Origin of the sequence: Streptomyces sp. URMC 126 (genome assembly GCF_051386555.1) — a bacterium.
Taxonomy (GTDB): domain Bacteria; phylum Actinomycetota; class Actinomycetes; order Streptomycetales; family Streptomycetaceae; genus Streptomyces.
Genome location: NZ_JBPQTX010000234.1, coordinates 1 through 11,244 on the forward strand (window position 1 = coordinate 1; position 11,244 = coordinate 11,244).

The 11,244-nt window shown below is 74.0% G+C and carries 10 protein-coding genes; 8 read left to right on the plus strand and 2 right to left on the minus strand.

Annotation, left to right across the window (positions count from 1 at the left end; genetic code table 11):
• Positions 1-96: 96 nt before the first annotated feature.
• The 6 genes from ACSNOK_RS24195 to ACSNOK_RS24220 all read left to right on the plus strand — a co-directional run bounded on the left by ACSNOK_RS24195 (position 97) and on the right by ACSNOK_RS24220 (position 6,612).
• Positions 97-786, plus strand: a complete 690-nt coding sequence (locus tag ACSNOK_RS24195; RefSeq protein ID WP_436782866.1) for a class I SAM-dependent methyltransferase — start codon at positions 97-99, stop codon at positions 784-786.
• 16 nt (positions 787-802) lie between these two features.
• On the plus strand, positions 803-1,306 hold the full coding sequence (locus ACSNOK_RS24200) for an SRPBCC family protein (protein WP_436782867.1): 504 nt from the start codon (positions 803-805) through the stop codon (positions 1,304-1,306).
• Between the two features lie 181 nt (positions 1,307-1,487).
• A complete protein-coding gene (asnB, locus tag ACSNOK_RS24205) occupies positions 1,488-3,329 on the plus strand; it encodes an asparagine synthase (glutamine-hydrolyzing) (protein ID WP_436782868.1) in 1,842 nt (613 codons plus the stop codon).
• Between the two features lie 114 nt (positions 3,330-3,443).
• Complete coding sequence (gene ubiG / locus ACSNOK_RS24210; protein WP_436782869.1) at positions 3,444-4,253, plus strand: bifunctional 2-polyprenyl-6-hydroxyphenol methylase/3-demethylubiquinol 3-O-methyltransferase UbiG; 810 nt, start codon at positions 3,444-3,446, stop codon at positions 4,251-4,253.
• Positions 4,240-6,033 carry an FAD-dependent monooxygenase gene (locus ACSNOK_RS24215; RefSeq protein WP_436782870.1) on the plus strand — a complete coding sequence of 598 codons (1,794 nt, stop codon included), beginning with the start codon at positions 4,240-4,242 and terminating at the stop codon, positions 6,031-6,033. The genes ubiG and ACSNOK_RS24215 overlap by 14 nt, the downstream gene beginning before the upstream one ends.
• Before the next feature lie 195 nt (positions 6,034-6,228).
• Positions 6,229-6,612 (plus strand): hypothetical protein, encoded by a 384-nt coding sequence (locus tag ACSNOK_RS24220; protein ID WP_436782871.1) that lies wholly within the window; start codon positions 6,229-6,231, stop codon positions 6,610-6,612.
• Here the strand turns inward: ACSNOK_RS24220 and ACSNOK_RS24225 are convergent.
• Positions 6,605-7,255 carry a response regulator gene (locus tag ACSNOK_RS24225; protein ID WP_436782872.1) on the minus strand — a complete coding sequence of 217 codons (651 nt, stop codon included), beginning with the start codon at positions 7,253-7,255 and terminating at the stop codon, positions 6,605-6,607. The two genes, ACSNOK_RS24220 and ACSNOK_RS24225, sit on opposite strands and share 8 nt — an antisense overlap.
• Before the next feature lie 165 nt (positions 7,256-7,420).
• Here ACSNOK_RS24225 and ACSNOK_RS24230 point away from each other — a divergent pair, with 165 nt between their 5' ends.
• A complete protein-coding gene (locus ACSNOK_RS24230; protein ID WP_436782873.1) occupies positions 7,421-8,563 on the plus strand; it encodes an NYN domain-containing protein in 1,143 nt (380 codons plus the stop codon).
• A gap of 217 nt (positions 8,564-8,780) precedes the next feature.
• On the opposite strand, the gene ACSNOK_RS24235 is transcribed toward ACSNOK_RS24230, so the two are convergent.
• Complete coding sequence (locus ACSNOK_RS24235; protein WP_436782874.1) at positions 8,781-10,085, minus strand: sensor histidine kinase; 1,305 nt, start codon at positions 10,083-10,085, stop codon at positions 8,781-8,783.
• 332 nt (positions 10,086-10,417) lie between these two features.
• On the opposite strand from ACSNOK_RS24235, the gene ACSNOK_RS24240 reads away from it, so the two are divergent.
• Positions 10,418-11,185 carry a phosphatase PAP2 family protein gene (locus ACSNOK_RS24240; RefSeq protein ID WP_436782875.1) on the plus strand — a complete coding sequence of 256 codons (768 nt, stop codon included), beginning with the start codon at positions 10,418-10,420 and terminating at the stop codon, positions 11,183-11,185.
• The last annotated feature ends 59 nt before the right edge of the window (positions 11,186-11,244 follow it).

Genomic DNA, 11,244 nt, shown 5'->3' on the forward strand with positions numbered 1-11,244 from the left:
TATAAGAGACAGCCCCCAAGCCACTCAGACCACTCCAACCACCCCACCACCCGAACCACCCCACCCGCACCACCGACAGCGAAGGACACCGCACCCATGAGCATCGATCAGGTCCGCCGGCCGGAACCGCTGGACCAGGACGTCCTCGACGGCCAGTCCGCCTACCACCGCCGCGCGCTCACCTTCTACGACCTGGTCGTGTTCCGCGGCAGCGCGCCCCTGTTCTGGCGCTGCTCGCCGCGCAACTTCCACCGCATGTACGAGACGTGCGCCGGCGCCAAGCACCTGGAGGTCGGGGTCGGCACCGGCTACCTGCTCGACCACTGCCCGTTCCCCACCCCCGACCCCGACATCACCCTCGTCGACCTCAACCCCAACACCCTCGCCTTCACCGCCCGCCGCCTGAAGCGCTACCGCGTCACCCAGGTCCAGGGCAACGCCCTCGAACCGCTGCCCGTGCCCGACGCCTCCTACGACTCGGTCGCCCTCAGCTTCCTGCTGCATTGCATCCCCGGCAGCATCCGCGAGAAGGGCATAGCCCTCCGCCACGCCGGGCGTGCCGTGAAGCCCGGCGGGTACGTCTTCGGCAGCACGATCCTCTCCCGGGGCGTCCCCGTCACCCGCGCCGGCCGCTCGCTGATGGACAAGCTCAACGCCAAGGGCGTCTTCCACAACCAGGAAGACAGCCTGGAGGACCTGCGGGACCAGCTCTCCGAGCACTTCACCGACCACGACCTCGTCGTGCGCGGCTGCGTCGGCCTCTGGCGCGCCCGCACGGCGCGCTGAACGGAGGGCGACCGCCATGGCACACCGCTGGTATCCCATCCTGGAGGCGGGGGACGCCTTCCTCACCTCGGCGCCCATGCGCCACACCCGCACCGTCGAGCTGCCCTTCCCGCCCGAGGAGACCTGGGCGGTGCTCACCGGTGACGAGGCGTCGAGCTGGACCCGCGGCATGGAACGGCTGCGCTGGACCTCCGAACGGCCCTTCGGCATCGGCACCACCCGTGAGATCCACATGAGCGGGAACTTCGTCCTCAAGGAGCGCTTCTACCGCTGGGACGACGGCAAGCGGAAGACGTTCACCGGGACGGCGGCCTCCCGCCCGATCTTCCGGCGGCTGGTCGAGGACTACGTGGTCGAACCCACCGCCCACGGCTCCCGGCTGCGCTGGCGGTGGGCCGCCGAACTCCGCGCCCCGTGGAGCCTGCCGCTGGTACGGCACGCCCTCGACCGGTTCTTCTTCGCGCCGACCGGCCGGTCCCACATCGACGGGCTGCGCACATACATGATCACGCGGCGCTGAGCCGCCCGCCGGAGCTCCCCCCGGCGCGGGGAGGGCTCCGGCACCCACGGCGAACGACGACGCCACCCGACGGCAGCGGCCGACGGCAGCGGCCGACGACACCGAACGACGGCAGCGGCCGACGACCCCGACGAACCACGACCGACGACACCGAACGACCGGAAACGAGGGCTGGGCAACCATGTGCGGTATCGCAGGCTGGATCTCCTTCCAGCGCGACCTGGAAGGCGAAGGGCCCGTACTGCGGGCCATGAACGACACGATGATCTGCCGCGGCCCCGACGCCGAGGGCAGCTGGCTGTCCCGGCACGCCGCGCTCGGCCACCGCCGGCTGTCCGTCATCGACCTGGAGGGCGGCGTCCAGCCCATGGTCGCCGAGACGGACGACGGCCCGGTCGTCCTCACCTACAGCGGCGAGGCGTACAACTACACCGAGCTCCGCGCCGAACTCCGGCGGCGCGGCCACGAGTTCCGCACGGTCAGCGACACCGAGGTGGTCCTCCGCGGCTACCTGGAGTGGGGGCCCGGCCTCGCCGACCGGCTCAACGGCATGTACGCCCTGGGCATCTGGGACGGCCGCACCGAACGGCTCGTCCTCCTCCGCGACCGGCTCGGCATCAAGCCCCTCCACTACCACCTCACCGAGGACGGCGTGGTCTTCGGCTCCGAGGCCAAGACCGTGCTCGCCCACCCGCTCGTCGAGCCCATCGTCGACACCGACGGTTTCCGTGAGCTCTTCGGCTTCGTCAAGACCCCCGGCCGGTCGGTCTGGGCGGAGCTGCGCGAGGTGCGACCCGGCACGGTCGTCACCGTCGACCGCGGCGGCGTGCGGGAACACGTCTACTGGACGCTGGAGGCGAAGGAGCACCCGGACGACACCGAGACCACCGTCCGCCGGATCCGCGAACTGCTGGACGACACCGTCGCCCGCCAGCTCGTCGCCGACGTCCCGCAGTGCGTCCTGCTCTCCGGCGGCCTCGACTCCAGCGCGCTCACCGCCCTCGCCGGCCGGCACCTCGCCGGCCAGGGCAAGCAGGCCCGCACCTTCACCGTCGACTTCGTGCAGAGCGACGGGTTCAACCCGGACGACCTCCACGACACCCAGGACGCCCCCTTCGCCCGGGACGTCGTCCGGCACGTCGGCACCGTCCACCAGGACATCCGCCTCGACCACCAGCAGCTCGCCGACCCCGCCGTGCGCCGGGCCGTCGTCGCCGCCCGGGACCTGCCGTTCGGCTTCGGCGAGGCCGACAACTCCCTCTACCTGCTGTTCAAGGCGATCCGCGAGCACTCCACCGTCGCCCTCTCCGGCGAGTCCGCCGACGAGGTCTTCGGCGGCTACCCCTGGTTCCACATCCCCGCCGTCCAGGAACGCGCCATGTTCCCCTGGGTCACGGCCTCCTCCCTCGACCCGTCCGGCCACCCCACCAAGCTCATCGACCCCGAGCTGCTCCTGCGCACCCTGGACGTGCCCGGCTACTGGGCCCAGCGGTACGCCGACTCCGTGGCGGCGATCCCCGAGGTGCCGGGGGAGGGCGAACACGAGCGCCGCATGCGGGAGTTCTGCCACGTGCACCTCACGAGCCTGCTGCCCATGCTCCTGGACCGCAAGGACCGCATGAGCATGGCCGTCGGCCTGGAGGTCCGCGTCCCCTTCTGCGACCACCGGATCGTCGAGTACGCCTACAACACCCCGTGGGCCATGAAGACCCACGACGGCCGCGAGAAGAGCCTGCTCCGCGCCGCCACCCAGGACGTCCTGCCGCGCTCCGTCGTCGAGCGCGTCAAGGCCCTGTACCCCCGTACGCAGGAACTCCGCTACGTCTCGGCCCTCCAGGCGCAGGTCTCCGAGCTGCTGGCCGACGACCACCAGGCCGTCGGCTTCTTCGACGGCGCCGCCCTCCGGGAGGCCGCCCACGGAGCGCCGGAGGCCGTCCGCCGCGACGCGCGCGACGCCTTCGAACGGGTCCTCGACCTGGCCGTCTGGCTGGACGTCCGCCGCCCGGTCGTCAAGCTCGCCTGAGCCGCACCCGCACCAGCGTCCGCCCGCACGTCCATTCCTGCATCCACCCGCCATCCGCCCGCACCCGCCGCCACCCGCCCGAACCCCCGAACCCCCGAACCGTAAGGACCCTTCGTGAAGGACGCCCCCGCCAAGGTCAACAACGCCGTCTACGACCAGCCGGACTCCTGGTGGCGCGACGACCGCCCGTTCGCCACCCTCCAGGAGTTCACCCCCGCCCGCTTCGCCTACTTCCACGACGTCCTCACCCGCCGGCTGCGCATGGACCTCGACGGCCTCCAAGTCCTCGACATCGGCTGCGGCGGCGGCCTGCTCGCCGAGGAGTTCACCCGGGCCGGCTGCCGCGTCACCGGCATCGACCCGTCCCGGCCGTCCCTCGACGCCGCCGCCGACCACGCCAAGCAGCAGGGCCTGGACATCACCTACCGGCAGGGAACCGCCGAGGAACTCCCGTTCCCCGACGGCAGCTTCGACCTCGTCTACTGCTGCGACACCCTGGAGCACGTCACCGACGTCGACCGGGCCGTCTCCGAGGCCGCCCGGGTGCTGCGGCCCGGCGGCCACTACCTCTACGACACCATCAACCGGACCCTCGCCTCCTGGCTGGTCATGGTGAAGATGGCGCAGGACTGGCCGGCCGTCAGCTGGGCCGAGAAGGACCTGCACGTCTGGCGGCAGTTCATCAAACCCGACGAGCTCTACCGGATCTTCGGCCGGCACGGGCTGCGCAACAAGGGCCAGGTCGGCTTCTCCTCCAGCCGCGGCCGGCTGGAAGTGCTGCGGCTGCTCCGCCGCCGGGCGCGCGGCCACATCTCGTACGGCGAGCTCGGCCGCGAGTTCCGGCTCGGCACCAGCACCGACATCTCCGTCATCTACGCCGGGTACGCCCGCAAGGCCGGGGGGAGCGCGGATGCCGGCCTGTGACCGCTCCGGCGCGGACGCCGCCGACGTCCGGACGCCCGTCCTGATCGTGGGCGGCGGCCCGGCCGGCCTCGCCGCGTCCCTCGCCCTCTCCCGCTACGGCGTCCGCCACCTCCTCGTCAACAAACACCGGGGGACCGCCCACACCCCCCGAGCCCACCTGCTCAACCAGCGCACCGGCGAGATCTTCCGGGACCTGGGCGTCGAGGACCGGGTCATGGAACGGGCCACACCGCCCGATCTCCTCGCCAACCACGTGTTCATGTCCACCTTCACCGGCACCGAGGTCGCCCGCCTCGACGCCTACGGCAACGGGCCGGACCGGATCGGCGACTACCGGGCGGCCAGCCCGGCCCGGATGTGCAACCTGCCGCAGCACCTGCTGGAGCCGATCCTCGTCGAGGCGGTCGAGGAGGCCGGCGTCGGCGAACTCCGCTTCGGACAGGAGTTCCTGTCCCTGACCCAGGACGAGAAGGGCGTCACCGCGCTCGTCCGCGACCGCGGCAGCGGACGCGAGTACACCGTCCGCGCCGACTACCTCATCGGCGCCGACGGCGCCCGCAGCCGCGTCCTGCGCGGGCTCGGCCTCGGCCTCACCGGCGCACAGTCCGTGGCCCGGGCCGTCTCCGTCTGGTTCGAGGCCGACCTGAGCCACTGCGCGGCCCACCGGCCCGGCATCCTCTACGTGGGCGCCGTCCCCGGCCGGCCGCCGACGGACGGCCGCGTCTTCGTCAGCGTCCGCCCCTGGGACGAGTGGGTCTTCCTCACCTTCCCGCACCCCGACGCCCCTCTCGACCCCGACGACCACGAGGCCGTCCGGGCCCGGATCCTGGAGAGCATCGGCGACGACTCCGTCACCGTCCGCATCAAGGACGTCTCGCCCTGGGACGTCAACGGCACGGTCGCCGAACGGTACAGCGCGGGACGGGTGTTCTGCGTCGGCGACGCCGTCCACCAGGGGCCGCCCACCAACGGGCTCGGCCTCAACTCGGCCGTCGCCGACTCGTTCAACCTCTGCTGGAAACTCAAACTCGTCCTCGACGGGCCCGCCGGCCCCGAGCTGCTGGACACCTACCACAGCGAACGGCACCCCGTCGGGCAACAGGTCGTCGACCGCGCCTTCCGCAGCATGGCGGACCTGCTGGCCGTACCCGAGGCGCTCGGCTTCGCCGAGGGCCAGAGCGCGGACGAGCAACTGCGCATCCTGAAGACGCTGCACGACGACACGGAGGAGGCCCGGGCCCGCGCCGCCGCCCTGGCCGCCGCCACCCGCCGCGTCAACTACCAGGTCAACGCGCACGGCGTCGAACTCGGCTACCGCTACCGGGACGGCGCCACCGTCCCGGACACCCCCGAGCCGGATCCCGACCGCGACCCCGAGCTCTACTACCGGCCCACCACCTGGCCGGGCGCCCACGTCCCGCACGCCTGGCTGGAGGACGGCCGGCGCGCCCTCTCCACCCTCGACGTCGTCGGGCGCGGCACGTTCGTGCTGCTCACCGGCCCCGGCGGAAAACGCTGGCACGCCGCCGCCCGCGAGGCCACCCGCCTCACCGGCGTCCCGCTGACGGTCCGCGCCATCGGCACGCCCGAGGATCTGCGCGACCCGTACGGGCAATGGGCGCGGGTCCGTGAGGTCGGCGCGGACGGCTGCGTCCTCGTGCGCCCCGACGCCCACGTCGCCTGGCGCGCGGCCGACGCCTCGCGGGCCGGCGAACTGCCGGGGGTCATGGCCCGGTTGCTCCGGCTCCGGGACGCGCGGACGGGCGCCCCCGCCGGCTGACCGCTCCACCGCCGGCCGGCTCGGGAAGCCCGGCCGGCGGCGGCCGGGGCCGAACGGGCCGGGGCTGAACGGGCCGGTGTTGAACGGGCCGGGGTGCCGACGCGCCGGCGCGGGAGGGCTCGCGCGGCACGTCGGGAAGCCTCTTCTCGGCACCCACCCCGCGCGACCGCGCGGCCGACGCTGTTGGATGGCCGCGTGAGGCGACGTGAGAAGGAGCGGAGGACCGGAAAGGGGCCTTCCATCGGCATCAGCATCGGTACCGGTATCGGCATGCCGAAGGGCATCGTCCTGCTCGCGACCCCGGACGGCTGGCGTTACCGCGTCCTCGCCGAGGGGGGCGGGGCGTTCTGCGGGTGCCTCCCGGACGCGCCGGCCGACGCCGGCCCTCGCGAGGCGCGGGCCGCCGCGGCCGCCATGGTGAGGGAGCTCGCCCGGCAGGTCCGCCGTACCGACGTCGACGTCGTCTTGGATCCGCCCCGGGAACCCGGCTCCCGGACCGGTCGCGTCGTCCCGGCCCCGGCGGACGACGCCACCGCGGCCGGCACCAGGCACCACGGACGGAACGGCGAGCTCAGGTAGCCGCCCGGTTGTCCCACGCCCAGGCGGCGATCCCCACCCGGTTGCGGACGCCGAGCTTCCGCTGGATGTGGGCCAGGTGCGTCTTCACCGTGCCGGGGGAGATGAAGAGTTCGGCACCGATCTCGGCGTTGGTCAGCCCCTTGGCCACGAACCGGGCGATCTCCGCCTCCCGTTCGGTCAGCGCCTCGGCGGGCGGGGCCGCGCGCGGCGGCTCGGGGGCCCGCAACCGCCGCAGCAGCCGGACCGTCACCGAGGGGCTGACCATGGCGTCCCCCGCCATCGCCGCCCGCACCGCCTCCACCAGCAGCGTCGGGCTCGACCGCTTGAGCAGGAAGCCGCAGGCGCCGTTGCGCAGCGCCGTGTGCACGTACTCGTCGAGGTCGAACGTCGTCACCACGACCACCCGCACGGGGTCGGGCGCGTCCGGGCCGGCCAGCAGCCGGGTGGCCTCCAGCCCGTCCAGCCGCGGCATCCGGATGTCGGCCAGCACCACGTCCGGCCGCAGCCCGCGCGCCAGTTCGACGGCCTGCCGGCCGTCCTCGGCCTCTCCGACGACCTCCATGTCCGGCTGTGAGTCGAGGACCAGCCGGAAGCCGATGCGGACCGCTTCCTGGTCGTCGGCGAGGAGTATGCGGATGCTCATGATCGTCACCGTAGCGGCCCTCCGCCGGCCGGCATACCCGGACCCCGCTGCCGGCCGCCCGGAGTCTGCCGTTCGGCAGATGTGCCGGTCACGCCCCGGACGGGAGGGTGGGAACCGCACCGGCGGGCACGGCCGCCGGCCGGGAACGAGGAGAACGACGGCACCATGAACGCACCGGGGATACAAGGGACACAGGGGACAGGCGAGGCCACGGAAGCGGCCCGGGACGACGGGTACGGGCCGCCCCCGGCGGCAGGCACCAACGACCGCCGGTGGTCCCGGTGGCCGGTCTGGTCCGGCTACCTGGCGGCCCTCTGGTCCCTGCTGTACGGCGCCGCCGGACTCTACTGGGCGGCGGGCGGCGCCGGTTACCCCTTCGCCGAGGTCGTGGAAGACCGCTCCTCGGCCTCCCTGCTGGAGCCCAGCCGGGCGGGCGTGGTGGGGCCGGTGATCGCGGCGGTGGGCGCGGCGGGTGTCGTCGCCGGGGTGCTGATGGCCCGCGGCGCGGGCCGGGGGAGGAGCCGGGCCTGGCTCCTGGCATACGGATGGGCATCGGCCGGGGTGCTGGCGTTCGCCGTTCCCGACTACTCCCTCCTCGGACTGCTGGTCTTCGCGCCGCTGCTCGTGGTGTTCGCCTTCACCGGCGTTCCCGGCCCGCAGGACGGAGTGGGCGACATCCTCTACTGGCACCGCGGCAACCTGCTCATCGTCTTCGCCGGCGGCCTGCTGTGGGCCGCGGCCACCCTCGCCTACCAGTGGCGTACGGCGGACCGCTGCACGGCCTGCGGCCGGGGCCGGCACGGTGCCGCCCGCTGGACGACGCCGGAGGCCGCCCGGCGCTGGGGCCGCTGGGCGGTGTACACCGCCGCCCTGTCGTCCGTCCCCTACGACGTCACCCGCCTCGCCTGGTACTTCGGCTGCCCCCTCGGCATCACCCCGGAGTTCCTGAAGGACATGCGGGACACTCCCGGCATGCTGGAGATCGGCCTCGGCCTCGGCCTCCTCTCCACCGCCGGCGGCCTCCTCACCCACGGTCTGATCAGCCGCTGGGGCGAGGTCTGGCCCCGCTGGGTGTGGTGGAAGGCGGGCAAGCGCGTCCACCCCCTCACCGCCGTCATCCCCGCCACCACCGTGGCCCTCGTCCTCGTCCCCGGCGGCCTGATGAACGCCCGTCACCTCACCGCCGACATGTGGGCCGCCAACGGCCCCGGCATCCTCTGGACCGTCTGGGGCCTCGCCCTCGGCGCGGCCGCCCTCGCCTACCACCTCCGCCGCCGGGGGGCCTGCGGCCGGTGCGGCCGGGAGTGAGGCGAGGCGGGGACGGACGCCGTCCCGGCGCGCCGGGCGGGCCGGGTGGCGGCCCGTCCGGCGCCGTCGCCGGACGGGGTGTGACGACGGGGAGTGCCGGGCGGGCCCGCGTCCGCCGGCGCCGCCCGTCCGGCCTCGCCGGAAAGCCGGACGAGAGACGGCGGAATGGGTCACCCGCTTCTCCGGGCAGGGGAACCCCCGCCCCCGCACGGGCCCTTCAGGCCCGCAGCGGGAACTCCGCCCGCACGTGCCACCCCCCGCCCCGGGCACCCGCCGTCAACGTGCCGCCCAGAGCCTCCACCCGTTCGGTCAGCCCGGCCAGCCCCAGACCGCTCCGCCGTTCGCCGTGGAGCGGCCGGGCGGTGCGGGCGCCGTCGCCGCGGCCGGAGTCGGTGACGGAGACGGACAGGACGGACGACGGCGCCCCCTCCGGGGCCGGCTCCCAGGCCAGGGCGACCCGGACCCGTTCCGTTCCGGGCGCGTGCCGGCGCACGTTGGTCAGCGCCTCGACGACGAAGCGGTGCACGGTCGCCGCCACCTCGCGCGGCACCTCCGCCCGTAGCCCGGGCGGCAGCTCGTCCGTCAGCCGCACGTCCGCCGTGCCGGAGGCGCGGAACCGGTCGACGACTCCGGGCACCTCGTCCAGCCCGTGGGCCGCCGGGCGGACACCACCGCCGTCGGACGCCGGGGCGCCGGTGCCGGCGGACCCCTCGTCCCCGCCTCCCGGCCCCTGCCCGTCTGCGCCCCCGTCCCCGCTCCCGTCGCCGTCGCGCAACACGCGCACCGTGCGGTCCATGGATCCCAACGCCCTCACCCCCGCCTCCTCGATCCGGCGCAACAACGGCAACACCTGTTCCGGCCGTGTCTCGTGCACGACTTGGGCGGCCTGCGCCAGAGCGACGATGCCCGAGACGTCGTGGGCGACGAAATCGTGGAGGTCGGCGGCGAGTTCGAGCCGCTGGGCCCGGCGGGCCTCCCGGACGCCGCGCGTCCGCCGTTCCCGTGCCGTGTACAGGGCGCTGCCGACCGCCCCGGCGGCCAGCGGGCCGGCCCCCAGGAAGACGGACTGGCCGACGGCCTCCAGCACCCCGTCGTACGCGTCCGCCCGCACCATGACCGTGGACACGGCGGTCCCCAGTGCCAGCCAGAACCCCAGTGACCGCCGCGGCGGAAGGGCGCGGGTGACGAGGAGGACGAGCCAGACGCCGGCCGCGTACTCGACGAAGGCCAGTTTGATCGCCTCGGACCCTTCGACGGCCGCGCCGGGGCCGCTGAACACCGTGCCCAGCCCGCACACCGCCGCCACGGCCGCCGCTGTCCACGCCAGGCGGCGCGGGTCGCGGGGCCACCAGCCCGTCGCCGCCAGCGTGAGCACGGCCGACACCGTCATCGTGACGACGGCGGTCCCCCCGGCGCCGGGCAGCGCCACGGCCCCCACCGTCACCACACCCGCCCCGGCCGCACCACAGCCGGTTCTCACGACCGCCTCGCGGGCCGGCCGCCACCCCCTTGTTCGCTCCATCCGCGCGAGTGTAGGGCGACCATGATCCACTGTCGCCGGGAAGATCACTCGGGAGGCTGTCCGGAGGGTGGCCCGGGACGCGGGGGAGGATCGCGCACTGCGGTGGCGTCCGCCGCCCACCCGCCCGCAGCGGAAGCGAAGCGTGAGAGTCCCGTCACACACCGCCCCCGATGATCTTCGCTGTGACCGCCGCGCTTGGGGGGACACCCGCTCGCACGTGTAGTTTTTGTAGTACGGCCGCACCGGTTCCCCGGAGCATGCGGCACGTACTCGTCATCTCGCGCGTGCTGCCGCCCCGGCGCCGCCATGCCGATACGAAGGACGCCCCACCCATGCCCTACGTGCGCCACTGGTTGCGCAATTCCGTCCTGCTGTTCGCGGCAGCGATCGTGCTCGGCATGACCGCCGCGCACACGTCGCTGATCCAGCCGCACGACCTGGACCTGGACCGCACGATCCAGACGAACACCCGCACCGGCTGGCTGAACGACGTGATGGAGGGCGTCAGCTACCTCGCGTCGCCCGTCGCGGGCGTGATCATCCTCGCGTTGTGGAGCGGCTGGCTGCTGATCGCCCGGCGGCGGCCGATCCAGGCCGTCGCCACCTTCCTGGTCGTGGCGGTCGGCTGGAACAGCACCCAGATCGCGAAGGCCCTCGTCGCCCGCGAGCGGCCGCCGCGGCAGTTCTCGCTCGACCCGGAGATCGGCTCCAACAGCTTCCCCAGCGGCCACACCGCCTTCACCGTGGCGGTGGCCGTCGCCGTCTACTTCCTCTTCCGCGAGTCCCGCCACCGCCGCACCGTCGTGGTCTGCGGCGTCCTCGCGGTGCTGCTGGTCGCCTTCTCGCGGATGTACATCGGCGCCCACTACCCGACCGACACCTTCGGCTCCGTCCTCGTCGCGGGCTCGGCCATCTTCTTCATCACGGGCATCTGGCACGTCTGGCTGCTCCCCAGGATCGACCGGCTCCCGCTGCTCGGCCGGTTCGGCCTGGAGCAGGAACGGGCGGAGCTGGAGGCCCGGCAGTACGGCCACACCGACGCCCCGGGTGTGGGCGGCCCCCGCCGCCCCGGCCGGCACCGCAGGCACGCCGCACGCTGAGCGTCCACCCGCAGGGTGTTCCCGCCGAGGGCCCGCCGCCTCCCCGGAGGCCGCGGGCC

Bases quoted from the DNA above. Each gene is read 5' to 3' on its own strand.
- ACSNOK_RS24225 (WP_436782872.1), bottom strand. From the start codon at position 7,255: ATGAGCATCCGCATACTCCTCGCCGACGACCAGGAAGCGGTCCGCATC.
- ACSNOK_RS24215 (WP_436782870.1), top strand. From the start codon at position 4,240: ATGCCGGCCTGTGACCGCTCCGGCGCGGACGCCGCCGACGTCCGGACG.
- ACSNOK_RS24235 (WP_436782874.1), bottom strand. From the start codon at position 10,085: ATGGAGCGAACAAGGGGGTGGCGGCCGGCCCGCGAGGCGGTCGTGAGA.
- ACSNOK_RS24195 (WP_436782866.1), top strand. From the start codon at position 97: ATGAGCATCGATCAGGTCCGCCGGCCGGAACCGCTGGACCAGGACGTC.
- ACSNOK_RS24230 (WP_436782873.1), top strand. From the start codon at position 7,421: ATGAACGCACCGGGGATACAAGGGACACAGGGGACAGGCGAGGCCACG.
- ACSNOK_RS24200 (WP_436782867.1), top strand. From the start codon at position 803: ATGGCACACCGCTGGTATCCCATCCTGGAGGCGGGGGACGCCTTCCTC.
- asnB (WP_436782868.1), top strand. From the start codon at position 1,488: ATGTGCGGTATCGCAGGCTGGATCTCCTTCCAGCGCGACCTGGAAGGC.
- ACSNOK_RS24240 (WP_436782875.1), top strand. From the start codon at position 10,418: ATGCCCTACGTGCGCCACTGGTTGCGCAATTCCGTCCTGCTGTTCGCG.